This is a genomic window from Limnospira platensis NIES-39 (assembly GCF_026000695.1).
Taxonomy (GTDB): Bacteria; Cyanobacteriota; Cyanobacteriia; order Cyanobacteriales; family Microcoleaceae; genus Limnospira; species Limnospira platensis.
This window is the reverse complement of record NZ_AP026945.1, coordinates 2,987,558-3,008,542: the sequence shown is the minus strand read 5'-3', so window position 1 is coordinate 3,008,542 and position 20,985 is coordinate 2,987,558. Positions and strand designations below refer to the sequence as shown.

The 20,985-nt window shown below is 43.6% G+C and carries 18 protein-coding genes and 2 pseudogenes; 6 read left to right on the top strand and 14 right to left on the bottom strand.

Annotated features, from left to right (window positions below):
• The first annotated feature begins 169 nt into the window (after nt 1-169).
• Together trpE and N39L_RS14710 are read left to right on the top strand one after the other, a co-directional pair.
• Nucleotides 170-1,714 (top strand): anthranilate synthase component I, encoded by a 1,545-nt coding sequence (gene trpE / locus N39L_RS14715; RefSeq protein WP_006616636.1) that lies wholly within the window; start codon nt 170-172, stop codon nt 1,712-1,714.
• Nucleotides 1,715-1,718: 4 nt separating this feature from the next.
• The gene (locus N39L_RS14710) at nt 1,719-2,609 is read left to right on the top strand and encodes a PhzF family phenazine biosynthesis protein (protein ID WP_006616637.1); all 891 of its coding nucleotides are present in this window, start codon (nt 1,719-1,721) and stop codon (nt 2,607-2,609) included.
• Between the two features lies 1 nt (nt 2,610).
• Here the strand turns inward: N39L_RS14710 and N39L_RS14705 are convergent, their stop codons facing one another.
• Nucleotides 2,611-3,612: a S66 peptidase family protein gene (locus N39L_RS14705; protein WP_006616638.1), complete on the bottom strand. Its 1,002-nt coding sequence runs from the start codon at nt 3,610-3,612 to the stop codon at nt 2,611-2,613.
• Nucleotides 3,613-3,642: 30 nt separating this feature from the next.
• Here N39L_RS14705 and N39L_RS14700 point away from each other — a divergent pair, with 30 nt between their 5' ends.
• The gene (locus N39L_RS14700; RefSeq protein ID WP_006616639.1) at nt 3,643-4,809 is read left to right on the top strand and encodes a pyridoxal phosphate-dependent aminotransferase; all 1,167 of its coding nucleotides are present in this window, start codon (nt 3,643-3,645) and stop codon (nt 4,807-4,809) included.
• 350 nt (nt 4,810-5,159) lie between these two features.
• Entirely contained in the window at nt 5,160-6,803 is a 1,644-nt protein-coding gene (locus tag N39L_RS14695) for a YcjF family protein (protein ID WP_006616287.1), read from the top strand.
• A 7-nt stretch (nt 6,804-6,810) separates the two neighbouring features.
• Here the strand turns inward: N39L_RS14695 and N39L_RS14690 are convergent, their stop codons facing one another.
• Nucleotides 6,811-7,257 (bottom strand): hypothetical protein, encoded by a 447-nt coding sequence (locus N39L_RS14690; RefSeq protein ID WP_014275592.1) that lies wholly within the window; start codon nt 7,255-7,257, stop codon nt 6,811-6,813.
• A 107-nt stretch (nt 7,258-7,364) separates the two neighbouring features.
• Nucleotides 7,365-8,276 (bottom strand): MBL fold metallo-hydrolase, encoded by a 912-nt coding sequence (locus N39L_RS14685; RefSeq protein ID WP_006616289.1) that lies wholly within the window; start codon nt 8,274-8,276, stop codon nt 7,365-7,367.
• 1,535 nt (nt 8,277-9,811) lie between these two features.
• On the opposite strand from N39L_RS14685, the pseudogene N39L_RS14680 reads away from it, so the two are divergent.
• Nucleotides 9,812-10,689: pseudogene (locus N39L_RS14680) on the top strand (IS630 family transposase).
• A gap of 1,140 nt (nt 10,690-11,829) precedes the next feature.
• Nucleotides 11,830-12,668 (top strand): annotated as a pseudogene (locus N39L_RS14675) (IS630 family transposase).
• A gap of 327 nt (nt 12,669-12,995) precedes the next feature.
• Here N39L_RS14675 and N39L_RS14670 read toward each other — a convergent pair.
• From N39L_RS14670 to N39L_RS14620, 11 genes are all read right to left on the bottom strand, one after another.
• Nucleotides 12,996-13,232, bottom strand: a complete 237-nt coding sequence (locus N39L_RS14670; RefSeq protein WP_014275198.1) for a hypothetical protein — start codon at nt 13,230-13,232, stop codon at nt 12,996-12,998.
• 563 nt (nt 13,233-13,795) lie between these two features.
• Nucleotides 13,796-13,945: a hypothetical protein gene (locus tag N39L_RS14665; RefSeq protein WP_014274412.1), complete on the bottom strand. Its 150-nt coding sequence runs from the start codon at nt 13,943-13,945 to the stop codon at nt 13,796-13,798.
• 1 nt (nt 13,946) lies between these two features.
• Complete coding sequence (locus N39L_RS14660) at nt 13,947-14,366, bottom strand: hypothetical protein (RefSeq protein ID WP_014275197.1); 420 nt, start codon at nt 14,364-14,366, stop codon at nt 13,947-13,949.
• Nucleotides 14,367-14,369: 3 nt separating this feature from the next.
• Nucleotides 14,370-14,723, bottom strand: coding sequence for a hypothetical protein (locus N39L_RS14655; protein WP_014275196.1), 354 nt, complete (start codon nt 14,721-14,723; stop codon nt 14,370-14,372).
• A 21-nt stretch (nt 14,724-14,744) separates the two neighbouring features.
• Nucleotides 14,745-15,113: a hypothetical protein gene (locus tag N39L_RS14650; protein WP_014274796.1), complete on the bottom strand. Its 369-nt coding sequence runs from the start codon at nt 15,111-15,113 to the stop codon at nt 14,745-14,747.
• Nucleotides 15,114-15,259: 146 nt separating this feature from the next.
• Nucleotides 15,260-16,459: a hypothetical protein gene (locus N39L_RS14645; RefSeq protein WP_014275195.1), complete on the bottom strand. Its 1,200-nt coding sequence runs from the start codon at nt 16,457-16,459 to the stop codon at nt 15,260-15,262.
• Between the two features lie 27 nt (nt 16,460-16,486).
• Nucleotides 16,487-17,464 carry a hypothetical protein gene (locus tag N39L_RS14640; protein WP_434221540.1) on the bottom strand — a complete coding sequence of 326 codons (978 nt, stop codon included), beginning with the start codon at nt 17,462-17,464 and terminating at the stop codon, nt 16,487-16,489.
• A gap of 4 nt (nt 17,465-17,468) precedes the next feature.
• The gene (locus tag N39L_RS14635; RefSeq protein ID WP_152088754.1) at nt 17,469-17,909 is read right to left on the bottom strand and encodes a hypothetical protein; all 441 of its coding nucleotides are present in this window, start codon (nt 17,907-17,909) and stop codon (nt 17,469-17,471) included.
• Nucleotides 17,910-17,911: 2 nt separating this feature from the next.
• Entirely contained in the window at nt 17,912-19,756 is a 1,845-nt protein-coding gene (locus N39L_RS14630) for a hypothetical protein (RefSeq protein ID WP_434221541.1), read from the bottom strand.
• Complete coding sequence (locus N39L_RS14625) at nt 19,753-20,325, bottom strand: hypothetical protein (RefSeq protein ID WP_434221542.1); 573 nt, start codon at nt 20,323-20,325, stop codon at nt 19,753-19,755. The genes N39L_RS14630 and N39L_RS14625 overlap by 4 nt, the downstream gene beginning before the upstream one ends.
• Complete coding sequence (locus N39L_RS14620) at nt 20,322-20,927, bottom strand: hypothetical protein (protein WP_434221543.1); 606 nt, start codon at nt 20,925-20,927, stop codon at nt 20,322-20,324. The genes N39L_RS14625 and N39L_RS14620 overlap by 4 nt, the downstream gene beginning before the upstream one ends.
• Between the last annotated feature and the right edge of the window lie 58 nt (nt 20,928-20,985).

Below are 20,985 nucleotides of genomic sequence, written 5' to 3'. Positions count from 1 at the left end.
CACTAAGAATCAGGCTTTTTGTAGAATCTCCCCCCCTACAGTACAGGTAAACTCCCTATAAGATCAGGTTTGCTGGTTCCTGAGTTTCAACCAAAAACCAGCATTTTCTGTTATTGTTGATATACAGTAGCATTAGATTCAGCTACAAATTTTCCCAAAAATTACAACAATGATTTTTCCAGATTTCTCCCAATTCTGCCAACTACGGGCCAGGGGTAACTTCATTCCCGTCTATCAGGAGTGGGTGGCGGACTTGGATACACCAGTTTCGGCGTGGTATCGGGTTTGTGCAGGTCAACCTTACAGCTTCCTGTTGGAGTCGGTCGAAGGTGGGGAGAAAATTGGGCGTTACAGCTTTCTGGGTTGTGATCCTTTGTGGATTTTATCAGCCCGTGGCGATCGCATGATCCAAACATTTAGGGACGGTCAACAACAAGATTTTCAAGGCGATCCGTTTCAGGTATTAGCTGACTGTCTTAAACCCTATCAACCTGTCAAATTACCAGAACTACCCCCCGGAATTGGGGGACTGTTCGGGTTTTGGGGTTATGAATTAATCAACTGGATTGAACCACGAGTGCCCATTTATCCCCTCACAGAGGACGATTTCCCCGATGGCCTGTGGATGCAGCTTGATAGTTTACTAATTTTTGACCAGGTGAAGCGCAAGGTTTGGGCGATATCTTATGCAGACCTGCGGGAAACAGACCCAGAAACAGCCTATCAACAGGCTTGCGATCGCGTGACTCAATTGGTAGATAAGCTCAGATCTCCCCTATCTCGTCAGAGTACCCTATTAGAATGGACTCCTCCCGATAGGAACAAATCCGATGATACGGAAACATCACGCCAATACAGCAGTAATTTCTCCCGCGACCAGTTTTGTGCGGCTGTTGACCGAGCCAAGGAGTATATTAGGGCTGGAGATATCTTTCAGGTGGTCATTTCCCAACGGCTGGCGGCACAATACCAAGGCGATCCTTTCTCCTTGTATAGATCCCTGCGTTTAATCAATCCTTCCCCCTATATGGCTTATTTTGACTTTGGGGATTGGCAGATGATTGGCTCTAGCCCAGAAGTGATGGTCAAAGCGGAAAAAAACCATGACGGAAAGGCGATCGCCACCGTTCGCCCCATTGCGGGAACCCGCCGCCGTGGTAAAAACTCCCAGGAAGATCAGGACCTAGAACAGGATTTGCTACAGGACCCCAAAGAAATCGCCGAACACGTTATGCTAGTAGACCTCGGACGTAATGATTTAGGGCGGGTCTGCCAAAATGGAACCGTAGTAGTTGATCAACTGATGGTGGTCGAACGCTATTCCCATGTCATGCACATTGTTAGTAATGTGGTGGGAGAGTTGGCAGATGATAAAAATGCCTGGGATTTACTAAAAGCCTGTTTTCCGGCTGGGACTGTCAGCGGTGCGCCGAAAATTCGGGCCATGGAAATTATTAATGAGTTGGAACCTAGCCGCCGAGGTCCCTATTCTGGCGTTTATGGTTATTATGATTTTGAGGGACAACTAAACACAGCTATCACTATCCGCACTATGATTGTCCGTCAGGGGGAAGATGGTATAAATCAAGTTTCTGTACAGGCGGGGGCGGGACTTGTGGCTGATTCCCAACCCGAAAAGGAATATGAGGAAACCCTCAATAAAGCACGGGGGTTATTGGAAGCCATTAGCTGTCTGAAAACTTCTGAGAGTTGATTGTATGGATTTCTACATCGTTGATGTTTTTGCAGAAGCTAAATATGCGGGGAATCAACTCGCTGTTTTCTTCGGTGAGGGGGTGTCGTCTCTATCTGATGAGGAGATGCTAGAAATTGCCCAGGAAATGAATTATTCAGAAACTACTTTTATCCGTTCCGTGGGAATGGTTGATGGTGGCTATGATGTCAGGATTTTTACCCCTTCTAAAGAATTGCCTTTTGCGGGTCATCCTACCCTGGGAACTGCTTATATTATTCAACGGGAATTGATTAAAAAACCTGTTGATCAGGTGGTGTTAAATTTGGGTGTGGGTCAAATTCCAGTGACTTGGAGTAATGGTAACACTGACCAAGAATTGTTATGGATGCGCCCCAATAATCCGGTTTTTTATAATTGTTTTAATGCGGCAGATATCGCCCCGGTTTTGGGTTTGGAAATTGCCGATTTTGACGATAATTTTCCCATTCAAGAAGTGTCAACGGGGATTCCTTTTTTAATCGTTCCCCTCAAAAATAAAAGGGCTTTGAAACAGGCTAAGGTTAATTTAGAGCATTATTTTGAGTTTATTAAAAACATTAATACTAAGGAGATTTTTGTATTTTGTCCTGAACCCTATGACATGGAAAATAATATCAGCGCTAGGATGTTTGCCCCGGCTTTAGGAATTACCGAAGACCCAGCCACCGGAAGCGCTAATTCTTGTCTGGCAGGTTATTTGGTGCATAATTCCTATTATAATCGGGATAATATTAGTGTGCGTGTGGAACAGGGTTATGAGATTAATCGCCCTTCTTTACTATTTTTAAAAGGCGAGAAAAAGGTAGGAGATGAAATTGAGGTGATGGTGGGGGGAAAAGTGGTGGCGATCGCTAAGGGAGAATGGTTGAATTAATTTAGCTAACTGCGGCTTCTAGCATTTGGATAGTTCCGCGATCGCTATTAATTTCTACCATACCGCCTATGGCTATGGTAAATTGGGCGCGAATATGACCTATGGCTGAACCATACCAGGCGGGTATTCCTAGGGGTTGAATATGATCAACTAACACTTCCCATAAACTAAAGGATGATTCCCCTTCCCTCCCAGGTGAACAACGGCTACATTGTCCGAAAATAAACCCGGATAATTGATCTAAAATTCCGGCTAGTTTTAATTGAGTCAATAGGCGATCGACCCGGTAAACATCCTCGTTAATATCCTCAATAAATAAAATTTTTCCCGACCAATTCGGTAGATATTCAGAACCCACCAACGCCGCTAAAACTGATAAATTACCCCCCACCAGTTGACCCCTAGCGCTACCGCTGGTAATAGTTTCTACCCGAATATTCCCAGGATTTTCAAAGGTAACAGCTTCGGCGGAAAACAACACTCGCTTTAAGTAATTCACCGAAAAACTCTGCCAATGGGAAGTTCCTAATAAGCCGTGAAATGTGATAAAATTACACTGGGAATATATGGCTAATAATAATGAGGTGATATCACTATAACCAATAATCACCTTGGGATTGTTGCGGATTATGTTATAATCCAACAAGGGTAAAATACGCGCAGCCCCCCAGCCACCAGCGGCGGCAATAATTCCCCGAATATTCGGATCAGCAAACATGGTATTAACATCGGCGGCGCGGTCTCGATCTAATCCAGCTAAATAACCATATTTATCCATCAGGTGAGGCGCAGCTTTCAGATTAAGTCCTTGTTGCATTAATTGCAAAGTTAGAAATTTTAACTCCTGTCTGGTAATCCATCCAGAAGGCGCAATTATTCCCACCGTATCCCCAGCCCGCAACCGGGGTGGTTTAATAGGATTAGGAGAGGATGCTAATACCGGAAATCCTGTTGCTAAAAGTGTCAAACCTAACCCATTGAGAAATTGGCGGCGATTTTTCATAGATCTAATTTTGATACCATTGTTAAGATTATGAACCTAGATTATTCCCGAATGCAATCCGTCCAATCCCCAATTATTCCGATTATTGGGAAACTAATTAACAATCATCCGGGGACAATTTCCCTAGGTCAAGGGGTAGTTTATTATGGCCCCCCACCTGTGGCATTTGACCAGATATCCGAGTTTTTAGCTAGTCCAGAAAATCATAAATATAAACCAGTAATTGGTATCAATCCACTACTTGAGATAATCGCCGATAAACTGCAAACCGAGAATCATATTAATCTCAGCGATCGCCAGAAAATTGTCGTCACTGCTGGTAGTAATATGGGGTTTATGAATGGGATTTTAGCCATTACCTCACCCGGGGATGAAATCATTATACAATCTCCTTACTATTTTAATCATGAAATGGCGATTATAATGGCAAGTTGTCAGCCGGTGGTTATTCAGACTGATGACCATTATCAACTGCGAATTGATGCAATTAAAGCCGCCATAACCGATAAAACCAGGGCGATTGTTACCATTTCTCCCAATAACCCCACCGGGGCGGTTTATTCCCCAGAAGCATTACAAGAAATTAATCAAATTTGTGGCGATCGCAACTTATACCATATCAGTGACGAAGCCTACGAATACTTTACCTACAATAACATCAAACACACCTCCCCCGCCACCTTTCCTAACAGTGAATCCCACACAATTTCTCTATTTAGCTTATCCAAAGCCTACGGTTTTGCATCTTGGCGCATTGGATATATGCTAATTCCCGAACACTTACTAATCCCCATTCAAAAAGTTCAAGATACCATCTTAATCTGTCCTCCCGTCATCTCCCAATATGTAGCTTTAGGGGCGTTAAAAGTAGGTTATGAATATTGCCAAAATCATATTAAAACTATCACAGAAGTTCGGGATATATTTCTAAATGAACTCAGCCAATTATCAGATTTTTGCACAATTCCCCAAGCTGACGGCGCGTTTTACTTTCTGCTAAAAATAGACACCCAGTTAGACTCAATGGAATTAGCCCAACAACTGATTAAACAGTTTGGCGTGGCTGTAATTCCGGGGACTACCTTTGGTATGTCACAAGGCTGCTATTTACGGGTAGCTTATGGCGCGTTAAAACCAGATACCGCCGCCGAAGGAATTGGGCGTTTAGTCAAAGGTCTGAAAACCCTAGTCATTTAGATTAACCTATCAATAATCTATCCGGGATTATCCCCCCAAAGAAGGCTACCAGCCAGCCATAATTGGATTATATCAGCCCTCAATTGTGTACCTATACCATTTTAGCCCAAATCCTAATATAGCGGTTCGGTGGATTGGTGAGGTACTTTTCAAAGCCCCCTTCGACAAGCTCAGGACAAGCCTCTCCCGTCTTGGGAGAGGGGTTTGGGGTGTAGACGCGCAGCGGCTTCTCTTTGAGTGGGCTGTACCTTATGGATATGAGAAACGCTATAGCTGGAGAGGTCAGTTAAAATCACTAAATTAACCAGCTATCATAGAAAATAGACTGATTTGAGATCAACCATAAAATTATGCCTTTATACCGCCTTTTCATCATCATTGTGGGTGTTTGTGTCATCCTGGGTTTAATGATTTGGCTAGTCACATCGATTTCCTGGTTATACAGTCAAGTGGCGTGGATGGCTAACCCTATTTTAGCAAATTTATTGCTAGTCATGTTAATAAGTTTGCTAGGGTTGTTGATTTATACATTTGTCTACTATTTTAGGCTGTTTCAATTTGGGGGTAATGGGAGCAAAAAACGCCGCCATAATTTGCGTATACCTTTGGATAAATCAGGAGCCGCTGAAACGTCTTTAAAAGCTATCCGACAACAGGTTAATCAAATTCAGGATGAAGTGGCGCGTCAGGCGTTAATAAGTCGCTCTCAGGATATAGAAGCTAACCTATCTCAAGGTAGTATTCAGGTGGTGATATTTGGCACAGGTTCCGCAGGTAAAACATCTGTGGTTAATGGGTTAATGGGGGAGATGGTAGGGCGGGTTAATGCACCTATGGGAACTACTATCAATGGGGAAACTTATCGACTAAAATTGCCGGGATTAAATCGGGAAATTTTAATTATTGATACTCCGGGAATTGGGGAGGTGGGAGAAGGGGGGGCGACTCGTTCAGAAATGGCTAGAACGCTGGCTACAGAGGCAGATTTATTATTATTTGTGGTGGATAATGATTTGCGTCAATCCGAATGGTATCCTCTGCGAAATTTAGCGGAAATGGGGAAGCGATCGCTTTTAATTTTTAACAAAACTGACTTGTATACAGAAGCTGATAAAAATCAGATTTTAAATCAATTAAAGCAACGAGTTGGCGGGTTTATTTCTTCAGAAGATGTGATAGCGATCGCCGCCAATCCTCAACTGATTAATCTGGAAAATGGAGATACATTTAAACCAGAACCTGATCTAATGCCACTTATTCATAAAATCGCCACAATTCTACGCGCCGAAGGGGAAGAATTAATAGCTGATAATATCCTTCTCCAGTCTCAAAGATTAGGCGAAGAAGCGCGCCGTTTAATTGATAATCAACGTCTACGCCAAGCCGAAAAAATTGTCGATAGATATCAGTGGATTGGGGCTGGGGCTATTGCTGTTACGCCGCTTCCGGTGGTAGATTTATTAGCAACTGCGGCGGTTAATGCTCAAATGGTAGTGGAAATTGGTAAAATATATGGCTGTGAATTAAATATGGATAGGGGGCGAGAGTTGGCATTATCTCTAGCCAAAACTTTGGGTAGTTTAGGAATTGTGAAAGGTGCGATTCAATTAGTGGCTACCGCCCTACATTTTCACATCGGTACTATTGTAGTTGGTAAGGCTATTCAAGGGATAACTGCCGCCTATTTAACCCGGATTGCGGGGCGTAGTTTTATTGAGTATTTTCGCCAAAATCAAGATTGGGGAGATGGGGGTATAACAGAGGTGGTCCAGCGACAATTTCAACTCAATCGGCGAGATGAGTTTGTGCGAGGATTTATTCAAGATGCGATCGCCCGTGTCATTGAACCCCTAAACCTACATCAATCATCAGCCGAGTCCGATGATGAACTAGAATTAGAATTAGACAAACCCTCAGATATTGCTCCCTATTTATACCAAGATTCATCTCAAAATGATTGGGAGAATCCCCGTCATCCCCCAGATAATTGGTAACAATTGATTACGGAGAATCTTGCCATTCGGGAGTCAAAAGACGGAAGTTATAATTAGATGCGCCAGGATGACAGGTTTGGCAATTATGAATATTAATGGGTTCCGTAAATTCTACGCGGGGATGTAGCGCCCTAAAAAAGCGCGATCGCTCAATTCTAAAAGGGATACCCTCTTCAGCCACAGTCATAGAACGGGAAAAATGGCGGAGATAATTCCACACCAACAGGCGAGCCGGATCCACTAAAGGTTCAATTTGAGTGCCATAATGTTGACTATCTTGGAGAATTTGTTGCCAAGTCTGTCTCGGTAAAACTGACGGCGGAATAGGAATATGGCAAGTAGCGCAGTTTTCTAAATAGAGTTCCTGGCCCAGTTGAAATTCTGGCGGTACAACATCAACAGTACCTATAGCACTAACAGAATACTGGCCTATACTTGGTGTTGTGATGCCCAAGGATATCAGGACAGTAACCAGAAGCAAACAGCACCTAATCAATAGAGAATATCTCCTTGATCTGCGCTGATGGGGGAGTCTGGAATGTGACATATATATAAGTTAGCTTAATCTAGGGTAATTACCATACCTTCCCTGGCAACAACCCCGTGAGGAAAAGCAGCTTTGAGTTCAAGTTGGACGCGATCGAGAAAATCATCATCGTGGGATGGGTCATGTTGATACATGGCTATCTGTTTGACACCGGCTTTTTTAGCAATTTCTACCCCCACCTGCCAGGTAGAATGTCCCCAGCCAATTTTAGGACACTTATGATCATGATACTCCTCATTAGTATAGGTGGCATCATAAATCAGCAAGTCGGCATCGCGAGCCAAGTGCAGAACATTATTATCAAAGCGATCGAGAAAATGCTCTGTATCACTACAGTAAACCGCTGTACGGCCTTCCCAAGTAACCCGATAGCCGACCGCCATATTAGGATGATTCAGAGGAGCCGTTTCGATTTTAATCCCATCGGACAAAGTAATCACATCCCCAGGGATCAGATCATAAAATTTCAGATCTGATTGCATAACGTGCATGGGAACCGGGAAATTAGGATGTACCATTTGATCAGACAGGCGTTCCTTAATCGTTGACCCATCAGGAGCGATCGCCCCATAGATATGAAAGCGATTAATCGGGATAAATGCTGGCACAAAGAAAGGAAACCCCTGGATATGGTCCCAGTGGGTATGGGAAAAAAAGACAGAGGCTTCAACGGGCATTTGTTTGAGCAGATCCAAACCCAAAACTCTTAACCCAGTCCCTCCGTCAAAAATAAAACGTTGATTTCCCAGACGCATTTCGACACAGGAGGTATTCCCCCCATATCGAACAGTTTTATGGCCAGGGGTAGCAATATTTCCCCTCACCCCCCAAAACTGTACAGAAAACTCCACAGGAGCCGAATTATCATTCATCGCATTATTATCGGAAACTTGAGGATTTTTAACAGGTCGATCATAAACTGGCATTTTAACTGATACAGAGGTTGAACAGCAGTGAGATAAGCAACACTTGAGACCCAATACTCCCTAGTTACTGTTATGACTGATTGGTTATGGTCGAAAGAGAAGTCACCTTCCCCAACTCCACTTCCAAACCGTGCTTGCGAGTTTCCCAGCACACGGCTCCTGATGTAGATACCCTAATTGTCAATAGGAACAGGGCTACTACCCCCCGCTTTGTGACCTCAACTTTGGGAGCTAAATACAACACGTAGTCTTTAAACTCGCTTTCGTCATCAAACTCTTACTTGTCGCGGTCTCTATATCCACACCGTGACTAGTGGGCATATCCTAACCATTACAGTTAGGCATTGGCTTTCAGTCACATCCTTTCCCCTTAAAGGTATACGCTTACACTTTCACTACTGTGCAGGTACATCCTGCCACTTGAGAGCCTAAAAGGGGTTTAAACGTTCCGTTTATACGGGCATTCCATCTTTAGACTTGTCCTCAGAACCGGGGTACTTTTAAAGGTCTGTGTAGGTATTGATAAGATTATCCTACTTTTCCCCTTGCCCATTTGGACGCAGCGTATCAACCTATTTCGCTACCAAACTATTACGATGGTTCAAGTCGGAACATTCAGATTTCCTTAGTCATGGATGGTTGGCAGTGGTCGGATTTTGGGAATAGGTTTTCCCTCACGCCTTCCGTTCCCCGCTTCAGTCCCAGGGTTGTGATTCCTCAAACTGGGGGTGGCTATCGCCGTTACTCTCAACTTCCTGCTATACTAGGTGGGTCACTACTTCCACCGTTCAAACGTTCTGTCTTGACCTTGGGTCTCCTGCCTTGCTTAGATTTCTCCAAGCGTCGGGACATATAAACAGTTATGGGATGGTCAGAGATGCGACTCCCTATATTCCACCCCTTGGTGGAAGTCCCACCAGGCGGTGATTTCGGGTATTGCAACCTTATTTCATGCCTGAACGTCTCGCACATCATCCATAATTTCAACACAGTTTCGAGAATTTCTTAGACCCAAGCAAGTTCCACAACCAGAACTATTCTAGCGTTTCAGTTAAAATAGACAGATGTGATCATGTTTATCCAACCCTTTTTAAAGGATTAACGTTTAGCAGCCACTCCCTATCCCCAAGGGGTCTCTTTGACACTCCCCAGCCTAAAGGCGTGGGGATTCTTGGGCTGAATCCTGCCTCCACTAACCCTCGTTAGTTTTGGTCTTACAGTTTCATGTCGTATCTGAATTAGGGGTCGAGAATGGAGTCACCTCCATCCCCTCCCATTCAGAACCGTATGTGAGACTTTCACCTCATACGGCTCCTAGTTCGGTTATGGTCGAAAGGGAAGTCGCCTTCCCCAACTCCACTTCAAAACCGTACTTGAGACTTTCACCTCATACGGCTCCTGATGTGGATACCCCTTTGTCATTGGGAACAGGGTTACGATCCCCTGCTTTATGACCTCAACTTTCAGAGCTATAGCACCAGACAGGAAAGTTAGGACGTATAATGGAGAGGACGAGATGACTAAGAAGACCAAAAATGCCAGCCCCCTATAGTTACGACCTCAGACAAAAAGTTATTGATGCAATTGAACTAGACGGTATGCCCAAAACAGAAGCCAGTCAAGTTTTCCATGTCAGCCGGAACACCATTAATCTCTGGCTGCAAAGAAAAGCACAGACCGGAGACTTCCTCCCTAAACCTAATCACCGACCTGGCAATAACCACAAAATTACCGACTGGCAAAAATTCAAGGCTTTTGCCCAAGAGCATGGCGATCAAACCTCCGCTCCAATGGCTGAACTTTGGGATGACGACATCTCTCCTCGCACCATATCCAGAGCCTTGAAGAAAATTGGCTTCACCAGAAAAAAAAACTTACGGCTACCAAGAACGTGATCAGCAACAGCGAGAGGAGTTTATTGCTCAGATTGAACATATGGAGCCACAAGAAGTGGTCTACCTCGATGAAGCCGGCATGAATAGTCAGGACTCGGATTACCCTTATGGTTACTGCGAGGAAGGAAAACGCTTCGATGCCCTCAAATCAGGGAAGAGGCAGGGCAGGGTGAGCTATATGGCCGCATGGTGTCATCAACAACTCTTAGCCCCCGATCGCTTTGAGGGTTGTTGTAATCGGACAGTGTTTGAGTTGTGGTTGGAGTTCATCTTAATTCCAACACTGAAGCCAGGTCAGACTCTAGTGCTAGACAATGCAACGTTTCATAAAGGGGGACGGATTCCTGAGCTAGTGGAGGCGGCTCAATGCCGTTTGCTCTATCTACCACCTTATTCGCCAGACCTCAACAAGATAGAGAAATGTTGGTCGTGGTTGAAAGCCCGCATTCGCCATTGCACGTGAGCAGTTTGATTCTCTCGATGATGCCATGGATTCCGTTCTCAAGGCTGCGTCCTAACCACCTTGACTAATGCTATATATCTACACCGTGACTAGTGGGCATATCCTAACCATTACAGTTAGGCATTAGCTTTCAGTCACATCCTTTCCCCTTAAAGGCATACGCTTACACTTTTCACGCTCTGCCGTGAGGCAGAGCCAATGAGGGGTTTAAACGTTCCGTTTATATGGGCGTTCCATCTTTAGACTTGTCCTTTCCACAGGGGTACTTTTAAAAGTCTGTGTAGGTAGTAAGTTGAGCCTCCTACTTTTCCCCTTGCCCTTTTGAGCGCAGCGTGTCAACCTATTTCGCTACTTAATGATGACGATGGTTCAAGTCGGAACATTCAGATTTCCTTAGTCATGGATGGTTGGCAGTGGTCGCGTCTGGTAGTAGGTTCTACTTCACGCCTTCCGTTCCCCGCTTCAATCTGACGGGTTGTGATTCCTGAAACTGGGGGTGGCTATCGCCGTTACTCTCTACTCCCTGATTTCTCAGTTTGTTTATGACCTTGAGTTCCCTGCCTTGCTTTAGATTTCTCCAAGCGTCGGGACATATAAACAGTTATGGGGATGGTCAGGAGTGCGCTCCTTATATTCAACCCAGGGGTTGAAGTCCCCACCAGGCGGTTATTTCGGGCATTGCAGCCCTATTTCATGCCTGAACGTCTCGCACCAACTTAATCAATATGTCAAATACCCATACCACCCCCCAACCAAACACCGATAGGGTAACTCCCTTGTGATACCCGTCAATGGCAAGCCTATCGGTTCGTTCCTCACCATTGACTGCTATCACGTCGGTCGCACCCCCAAGAGTGTTTGTTTCGGTTGGGGGGGAGGGTATGTTTCAAAATCAACCACGACAACAGCAGAAGATAATTCCCCAAGCTATCAATGTACAAAGATATTAGGCTGTCTTTCTATGGACTAGACCTATAGGTAAACCTATGTGCGATCGCAAAACCTGAACTATCATCTACCGGAACCAACCCGATACCCCTAAACAACTTTTCAACTGGGGGAGATTACCGGGATGGGAATCGATACCCACATATAGCACAAGACAGGAAAGTTAGGACGTATAATGGAGAGGACGAGATGACTAAGAAGACCCAAAAGGCCAGCCCCCTACACTTACGACCTCAGACAAAAAGTTATTAATGCAATTGAACTAGACGGTATGCCCAAAACAGAAGCCAGTCAAGTTTTCCATGTCAGCCGGAACACCATTAATCTCTGGCTGCAAAGAAAAGCACAGACCGGAGACTTCCTCCCTAAACCTAATCACCGACCTGGCAATAACCACAAAATTACCGACTGGCAAAAATTCAAGGCTTTTGCCCAAGAGCATGGCCACAAAACCTCCGCTCCAATGGCTGAACTTTGGGATGACGACATCTCTCCTCGCACCATATCCAGAGCCTTGAAGAAAATTGGCTTCACCAGAAAAAAAAACTTACGGCTACCAAGAACGTGATCAGCAACAGCGAGAGGAGTTTATTGCTCAGATTGAACATATGGAGCCACAAGAAGTGGTCTACCTCGATGAAGCCGGCATGAATAGTCAGGACTCGGATTACCCTTATGGTTACTGCGAGGAAGGAAAACGCTTCGATGCCCTCAAATCAGGGAAGAGGCAGGGCAGGGTGATCTATATGGCCGCATGGTGTTATCAACAACTCTTAGCCCCCGATCGCTTTGAGGGTTGTTGTAATCGGACAGTGTTTGAGTTGTGGTTGGAGTTCATCTTAATTCCAACACTGAAGCCAGGTCAGACTCTAGTGCTAGACAATGCAACGTTTCATAAAGGGGGACGGATTCCTGAGCTAGTGGAGGCGGCTCAATGCCGTTTGCTCTATCTACCACCTTATTCGCCAGACCTCAACAAGATAGAGAAATGTTGGTCGTGGTTGAAAGCCCGCATTCGCCATTGCACGTGAGCAGTTTGATTCTCTCGATGATGCCATGGATTCCGTTATAAAAGCTGCGTCCTAACCACCTTGACTAATGCTATAGGTCCCAACGTTTGGAGCATCTCACCAAACAAGGCAAGGAACTCAAGGTCATAAACGAAGTGTTTAGTGGGAGATTAGGGGTCGAGAATGGAGTCGCCTTCGTCCCCTCCCATTCAGAACCGTACGTGAGAGTTTTCCCTCATACGGCTCGTGGGGTGCGTCACATCCCGATAATTGGCATAGACAGGAAGCGTTTATACGAGTTAACTGACTTGGCTGGCGATCGCTTTAGTTTTTCTGTATGATGATTATGGCCATGAGTAATGGCTACTTGACAACCCGTTATTCGTTAGGGCCACAGACAACTCTACTCCCAAGTCCTAACGGATTCTTGTGGCTTTGGCTTGATTGTGCGATCGCGTTTACTTCTTGTCCCTCGTTGTTCACTGCTAAGTATTTTGTAAATTAACTTCATCAATTCATTGTCTCTTGAGTTGACCTCTGCTATTAACTTTTGGTTTTGCTTCATCAAAGACCACACTAAAAATATCACTACCCCATCACTTCCTACCCGTAATAATTCTGGTAAAACATCAGTCGCCATAATCTTTATATTTTTGGTTTTGGATATTTAACGGAAAATAATCTTGATTTTTGGTTAAGTATTTTTCCATGTGGTTGATGTTTATCCATATAAGTTTATTATGGTCTTCTATTTCTCGCCTAAGCGTTGATGATATTCTGTTTAGCTCTTCTCTGTTTCTGTTGACTTGTACTCTAATTATTGTGTATTGAACTGATACATACCAGACCGTACTAATGAGTGAAAGTATCCAACTTATAATTACCGTAATTTTCTCAATTTCAATATCCACGGCGGAATTAACTCCTCTGTTGATGTGGATTTTTAATCACATTTGACTTGGGTTAATTTCAAGACTTTGACCAGATAACGCAGATAGAATCCGAATTATCTGGCAGCTTTAAATTTTCGACCAACTAACTTTTGACGTTCGGGACAATTATACTATTTTCATACTTTTCAAAAAAAGCTAGAGTTCTTTATAACCTCCTAAAAAATGTCCCGTCTAAACTTTCTATTACAGGCCTAATACTTACTGCTGAGACCACATTAATTGCTTTATTTCCTGGTTGTTGGTTGTATACTTACTGTGCTTGATATAATGCCCCTACTAAATGACAAAATTCTACGGTAGCGTCCACACTATCACCGCTTGCCCCCAATGTTTCTAGTAAGGTTTTAAACTGTGAATCATCTGGGAGATGGTCGATTAATTGATTAAGAGAGATGTCCATGTTAACTTACAAAAGCCTCAATTGTTACGTCAAACTTTAGATCCATTGTAGGATGATTTTCGATCCATGTTGCGTTTTTGAAAAAACGGCGGCGAACTCCTAACTTTCTAATCACCGAGGGGTTATCTGTAAACCCTTGAACTGGTGGATAATTAATCAGTTGCGGTTCCTCTGTAACGTATACAGTCCTTTGCTCTGTTATCCAGTCAGAATTTTCAGAATCATTATAATAATGCCCTCGAATAAGCAGCATTGACCTATAGCCATCATAGGGATTTTTCCACCGCCCCCAATCAGTTGAAAATTTAAACCTCAACAATGAGTATTGAGTAACTGGGGGGCTGTGAATTATCCACTCTTGACTTGGCTGATAGCTTGAAGCTATCACCTCCCATGTGCCATAAGCATCAGTAAAACTCATGCTTTACTTGATAACTTGACGACGGTCTAGACTAGCTCTCAATACTGGTTTCCCGTTTAGGGTTTTACCGCCACTATTATAATGATGTAAAGCAGCGTTTACGTTTTCTACGTCGCAAAATATTCTATATGTAATTGGTGGTCTATTAACTCCATTGTTGCAACTAACGCAAAGTCTCACCAATACACCAGCTCGCATTAATTCCCCAGTATCATAAACTGGCTCCTTCTTATTCGCATCAGCGACTGGACCTATTCCCAAATGTGTTACAGTGTTATCGTCATACATCACACTACTAGCTCTAAATACTCGAACCTTAGTGTCATCTACTAATTGACACAGTTTCGTTCTAGCCATTGATATATTTTCCTTTCTCTATTAACGGTAATCAACTCGTACACGATCGCGACATGAAGTTATCACTCCCGTACCATCCCAGGGCTTGTTAGGTAGTATCTGGATGGCTTCAGTAACCTTGTCTGTAGGCACATAAATATCAGCACCATAATACTTATTGTCTTTTCGGTAGTTAATTCGCATCTTCATTAAGAAACCCTCCTGCACAGCTTTATTTGGCTTAAGCATATGTGCATTTACATTTGTTGGATCTGTGTGGGCGGTCATTCCGAGATGTGTAGCAATGCCATTGTACCGATTAGAAAGCCGGGCAGCTACTTTAATGGTTCCCGTACCCCCTGGCGAGGGTGCATCCCAGCTATAAATTGTTGAACTATTTAGAGGGGGCATAGAATACCTGCCTTGTTGCTTTAAAACTGATTACCACTACATTCATAACAGGTATTTTTAGAGCGTGGAACAGTTACGGAAACCTATAGGGTTTCCGAACATACAAGGGAGTTTGTTTGATCTAAAAAAAATATTGGGGTTGTCTTCTAATCGGGATTCCTGTATATATGCCCGTTGTAGTCACAGAGAAGGATAGGCTCGTTGAGCATCTCTAAAAACAATTTCGCCTCTCTAAAATAGACGTGCCCGACCGGACGGCGGCGGGGTGGTTTAATTTTGTTACCCAATATCGTCACTTCTGGGGGCGTGATAGGAAACGCTTGGGTTGGATTTTGGTTGCTCGATGTAAAGACCTTTGAGTTATCAAATTCTATTTCCATCACCCGACAGATTCGCTGATAAAGATTAATCCCCTCTGATGCGCTAGTTGCAAAAACAAACGACTCTAACCCTTGGCGTTTATCTCTGTAGCTAACCGATTCTCTACCCTTGTGAAGACGAAATTGTTCGGGTTGTAGAAAGTTCTGGACAATTCTCTGAGCCAAATTTCTGATGTTAGCCTTAGTTAACAAGTCGCCAGTTCCGTTCGGGTTTTCTGTTTTTCCCACCAAACGGAATCCCACTCTTGCCTCTAATTGTCGGTAGCCTTTTTCCACATCCTCGATCCGTTCCAAAAAGTACAGCACAACCTTGGGAGCGCCCCGGTAACTAATACCCGTCGAGACCGTGCTATCCATCCCCTCACTGCTACCCCCACCCTCGTAGTGGATTTGTAGGATTTGCCTAATTAGCTCCTTGTCGTTCCCCGTCAAGACAACTGATTTGTTCTGAGAGCGATCGGGAAAATATTCTATTGTGCGGTGAAGCCCGAGATCCTTTGCTGTTTTTCGGGCTGAAGGTTTCCATTCAATGTAAGCCGGGCGAGAGCCTACCTCATTTCTCCATCTGCTTATTGTTTCCCCATTGGAATCCTTAACATTAGATGAAGGATAGTTAGTTCTTAAATTGGGGAGTTTTGGGTTCACTCTGTAGCGCAGTTCTGGATAACCCGCCGCCCAAACATCAAACCAATCCTCGAATTTTAGATCGCTGGCATTGAGAAGATGATCGAGCATCTTCTCCATCCATCCGAGTTGTGACAACTGCAATGCCAAGGCTGACTCAGAACCAGTCATCAGCAGCTTATAATCTGGGTTTTTTCTATCAGGTTGTAACTGATAAACGTTCCAGTTTGGCTGCAATTCTATTCGGACTCGTTCCGGCCGCTTATCTGATAGTTTCGTGATACGCCTTTGACGAGCCATCATGATGTAAGTTTGCTGGGTAAGTCTTCCAACGTCTGCCATTGATATCCCTCCTCTCAGGTGATGAATTTATACCGGTATCCACTCCTCATAAGTTCCCTGCTCTGACAACAAATCACCGAGGGTTTCAAAAAAAGTAGATGTCATTGTTTCTATACCCTCCCATTGTTGCTCATTCACCCAATCAAAATAGTCATCTTCTTTAACTTTCGCCCAAGTTTCTTCTACTTTCTCCGAAACAATAAAAGGTGATTGCCCTTCCTTGCCCCAAGTATCTTCCTTATCCAACAACCTGGCTGCTACTTTTCTGGCGTTAATGTAAGCCATAACAAACAGTGCTTTTTTAACAACCTCTTGCACCGCATACCTCAGCGAGGATAACGCATCCACCAAAGTCTCTTTAATAGTCGGGTTAATCATACATATAGCGGCGATCGCACCTTCCCGAATCCTTAGCGTTGCTGCATTAACCGACTGCCCTACCTTCCCCGCCACCAAACTAGCCAATGATTTCCCGACTGTTTCCCCCAAGGGAACATATAAAGCATTAGCCGCTTGTTTTAAATCGTCCATCATTTTCTTGTCAGATGCTGCCCAATCAAAGTTATAGGCTTGAGAAACCCCTTGGGTTAATTTGCTCATCAGTGTAGGCACTGTTACCCCTAAAAAACCGCCAACAAAAGCCGGGTGGGCTGATATTACACCTCCTGCACCCGCCGCAACAAGTCCTACAGCTTTTCCGCCAATAATCAGCACCGTCCCAGCAATTAAACCACCCGCTAAAAGCCCCGCCACTTTAGGAACCATAGGAGCCTCTAACAACCAATCTTTGAAAAAACCCCAGTTCCCTTTTTTGATGTTTTCTGCAATAGCTAAAGCTCCACCCTTGACACTACCCGCCCATTTCTTAAAATCAAAGGCTTTTAAGTTTTGAACCTGCTGGTAGAAAGTGGACGAAAAACTATTAAACCACTGGGCGGACATCGCACCGCCAGCTATAGCGGTTGAAGTTAGTTCTCTCTGGTCTATCCCTACAACATTAGACATAATCTTAACCTATATTATCAGCGTCGAATGGTAATAAGTCTTTACTTTGGCGGAACTCATTTAGGTTTTCCCTCGATGACAAATTATCGGATTTGATTTGGCGATTCATCATCAACTCAGCATTAGTCTTTAAGAGACGTGCCCGTTCCTCTCTAGTAGGAGGATTTTTGGGTTTATCTTTAAACCTCGGTTCTGTCATAGCATTATAGTAATTCATCAACCAAGAACGTTTAAACTGTTCAAAATCGCCGCCCCCAACGGCTGAAGCTACATTTAAATATTCTAAGTGTAGCCGAAAATCTAAAACCGCGATCGCTTCCTCTATTCTGTTGTTTGTATCAGTTCTTAACCCCGCTTTTTTCTCTCTTTCAGATGGTGGCTTCTTACCACTACCCGAATCGCTTGGGGGACGATTGGAACCACGGGGGGGATTTCTTTTGGTCACGATTATGTCCTCATTTTAGCTGCCATATTCAAAATTATCTCATAAAGGTCAGTGCTTTTAAACCTAAACTCATCAACCTCTATTTCATAATCATGAATCTCTAATAAATCGGGTAACATAGCTTCTGTCGTGTCTTCATCGTTTAAATCAAGTTTAGGCTCCTGACCCTTTTTACTATCCTTACCGAATCCCTTACCAGCTCCCCAGTGTTTTTTACCAAACACATTAAACTCAATCGGTAAAGTCACCACCTTCGAGATAATAGGAATTCCCAACCCGTCCAAAATCGCCGACGTTCTGTAATATAACTTAGCTAAAGTCCGATACATTCTCGTCATTATATAAGCTAGGCGAATCTGAATATTTAACCGGTTAGCACTATCACCTTTCAACTCAATCAACAGTTCAGTCTGAGCCTTTAATATAGCCCCCAGCGAGTTAAACTTTAACTCTATAGACTGGTCGCCTTTTTGGGCTTTATTCGTATCCTGAACTTTAACAGTAACCGGAGCATCAAAACCATAATTATCGATGGTTTTAAACAGGTCAGACATGATTTCCAGATAATCCTTATTTGCATGATTCCCTTTACCTTCTGGTATCATCATATTAGACGGAACCTGGAAACTCTTGTCTAACAACTTCCTGACCCCTAGGGCTTTATGTATTTCCCGAGTCATCTTAATCAAATCTTCACAACAGTTTTTGTCCATATCATCTGGTAATATTGGTAAACTTGGCGGTGGCTCTGGTTCAGATAAATTCTCTGTATAAGGCAGAGGTACCAGGTAAAGGCACCAGGATATATATCTCTGATAAAGTTGATGGCTTATATAGTTACCAGTTTCTGGTTCTATTTGGTTAAAAACTATCGGAGCCACCGCAACATTAATCTGCTGGGCTGATTTCAAATAATAAGGTGAAAGCATCGGGTATGATGTCCATACACGCTGGGGAAACCATGTAGGAGATTTCTTGATATATTCTAGTTGACTTACCGATTTAATATAATTAAAGTGTACTCCAACTTTAACATCTCTAAACCGCAGTCTATCCCAACGCCCAAAAAGCTGTCTAGTCTCCGAAACTGGCACTATTCCCATAAAAGTTATAGACTCGAACGCCCAACGTTCATTGGAAAATTCAAGGGAACTTATTAAGCTTGATTTTGTTGTTATTGTACCCTCACCCTTCGCTATAAAATTTAATCCTGCTTCCGTAAAAGTTGGAAACCACCCCCACAAAAAGAATACTTTTTTAACTAGATAGAGTTCCCCTAACTGGCGAGAATATCCAGCCGGAGGTCGAGGGATATCGAGCTTAGGAGGTCTAAGATCATTTTCATCTTCGCTTGTCTCAATTTCATCTTCCTCTGTTTCCTCGTCTTTATCATCTTCGCAAACATTTCTGGCAAAGGTAACCGTTTTCCCCCCAATAGTTACGCTCATCGATTGCTCGCATTCCCCAAGGTAAACCGAGACATTAGCATCATTGATACTGTCAATTGTTCCCCCAAAACCTTTGGGGCTTCCATCCTCGTCAAGGTCTACAAATGCGCGGGCTGTGCTGCCTATTTTTTCAGTTTTTATCCCTCTCCTAGTTCCACCATCCTGTAAATCCTCAGCCTCTATGCTTGCTTTTGGCAACATCGACCGGGCAAAATCAACTATCCCCCCAACGTCTATATCAATATCCCCGTCGTCGCGGGGAAACCTTACTCTAGCCCTGGGTTTGTCATCCGCCTCTAATCTTTTGACCTCTCTTTCTATTACATCTATAGCTTGCCGGTAGTTGCGATTTCTAACAATGTCTTTCACCCTCCTGCTTCGCTCTTCTACCTCTCTCATGACAAAGATTCCTCATCCCAATTAATAAATAATTGCCTCCATCCCTCCTCAGACAACACCCGATTCTCAACCAGCCATTCTGGTTCCATCGCCTCGATCGCTTCCAAAGAAACCGACTTAATGGTTTCCCGTTTTTTTAGCATAAAATAAGCATTAGGCAGATACGGGCTTCTCCAAGACATTAACATGGCAGTGACTGGCAACACTTCTAAAAAGTCAAAAGTTTGGCATAGATACTCAATTCTCTCTAACCATTGCTCAACAAGAAAACGATAGTCCCCCCTACTGCTTGAATCTGTTTTAGTTGTTTGTCGATCCGTTTTCGGAAATTCATTAATTTTCCTGTATTGTATGGGAACATTAGCTAAGGCTTTTAACTCTCGAATGATAGGAAATCCATCAGAGGGATGACCGGGGAGTAAAAAGTGGCGCTTGTATATCACCTTTTTAGCATAAAGCATTGATGATAAATTACTATCCCACAAATTAACTGCAGCCAGTTCATATTGTCCCGCTGGTAGATGACCTAAATCCTGGGGTTTTTCACTGCTATATAAAGCTGTGTTCATTGATAAGAACTCTCCATAATCAGAACAGTTGCCGTTCCCTCTTTTACTTTTGCCCATATCGCGTCAGTTGGTATAAATCCTGCTACATTACCTGGATAATAAATCTGGCCGGGTGGCATTTTGAACGGATTGCTTGTCGCGTCACTTCCCAATGTGCCAAAACCCCAAAGGAGCTCAATTTCTCCCTGATTTTGGATTTCAAAATAAGCACGGCTTAGATTAGCGGGGGCTATTAACATGGGATTAGGGCTTACAGTGACTGTATTCATCACTGTATTAGCCGGACGTTTAGCCATCAGCATTAAGTCTAATTCTACTCTATATTCTCCCTCGATGTAAAGAGTGTCATAGATGCGATTACTGGCTATTGAACCGCCCCCTAATATGCCGTTGCCATAATCCTTAAAACTTACACCCAATTGGTCAGCACTGCCAAGTATTTTGACCTCGTTTGCTGTTAAGTAAGGATTAATTAGAGGAACATAAAACCGCCTTCCTCGATTTTGAATGATAGGACAAGCTGCCTCAATCCATGGACCTGTGGCGCTTTTCCTTCTAAGCAATTGCAGCCCAAATTTAGGATGGTTACTCTCTAATTTCATTAATTTAGCTGCTCTTTCTGCCGCCGAATCCTCTGGGTAAAATTCAGGATAAGGAGAC

What these genes read in the sequence shown, in the direction of transcription:
- N39L_RS14620 (WP_434221543.1), bottom strand. Translation starts at nt 20,927, where the DNA reads ATGAAATTAGAGAGTAACCATCCTAAATTTGGGCTGCAATTGCTTAGA.
- N39L_RS14670 (WP_014275198.1), bottom strand. Translation starts at nt 13,232, where the DNA reads ATGGCGACTGATGTTTTACCAGAATTATTACGGGTAGGAAGTGATGGG.
- N39L_RS14660 (WP_014275197.1), bottom strand. Translation starts at nt 14,366, where the DNA reads ATGAGTTTTACTGATGCTTATGGCACATGGGAGGTGATAGCTTCAAGC.
- N39L_RS14625 (WP_434221542.1), bottom strand. Translation starts at nt 20,325, where the DNA reads ATGAACACAGCTTTATATAGCAGTGAAAAACCCCAGGATTTAGGTCAT.
- N39L_RS14700 (WP_006616639.1), top strand. Translation starts at nt 3,643, where the DNA reads ATGAACCTAGATTATTCCCGAATGCAATCCGTCCAATCCCCAATTATT.
- N39L_RS14655 (WP_014275196.1), bottom strand. Translation starts at nt 14,723, where the DNA reads ATGGCTAGAACGAAACTGTGTCAATTAGTAGATGACACTAAGGTTCGA.
- N39L_RS14630 (WP_434221541.1), bottom strand. Translation starts at nt 19,756, where the DNA reads ATGAGAGAGGTAGAAGAGCGAAGCAGGAGGGTGAAAGACATTGTTAGA.
- N39L_RS14640 (WP_434221540.1), bottom strand. Translation starts at nt 17,464, where the DNA reads ATGTCTAATGTTGTAGGGATAGACCAGAGAGAACTAACTTCAACCGCT.
- N39L_RS14685 (WP_006616289.1), bottom strand. Translation starts at nt 8,276, where the DNA reads ATGCCAGTTTATGATCGACCTGTTAAAAATCCTCAAGTTTCCGATAAT.
- N39L_RS14650 (WP_014274796.1), bottom strand. Translation starts at nt 15,113, where the DNA reads ATGCCCCCTCTAAATAGTTCAACAATTTATAGCTGGGATGCACCCTCG.
- trpE (WP_006616636.1), top strand. Translation starts at nt 170, where the DNA reads ATGATTTTTCCAGATTTCTCCCAATTCTGCCAACTACGGGCCAGGGGT.
- N39L_RS14705 (WP_006616638.1), bottom strand. Translation starts at nt 3,612, where the DNA reads ATGAAAAATCGCCGCCAATTTCTCAATGGGTTAGGTTTGACACTTTTA.
- N39L_RS14710 (WP_006616637.1), top strand. Translation starts at nt 1,719, where the DNA reads ATGGATTTCTACATCGTTGATGTTTTTGCAGAAGCTAAATATGCGGGG.
- N39L_RS14665 (WP_014274412.1), bottom strand. Translation starts at nt 13,945, where the DNA reads ATGGACATCTCTCTTAATCAATTAATCGACCATCTCCCAGATGATTCA.
- N39L_RS14695 (WP_006616287.1), top strand. Translation starts at nt 5,160, where the DNA reads ATGCCTTTATACCGCCTTTTCATCATCATTGTGGGTGTTTGTGTCATC.
- N39L_RS14645 (WP_014275195.1), bottom strand. Translation starts at nt 16,459, where the DNA reads ATGGCAGACGTTGGAAGACTTACCCAGCAAACTTACATCATGATGGCT.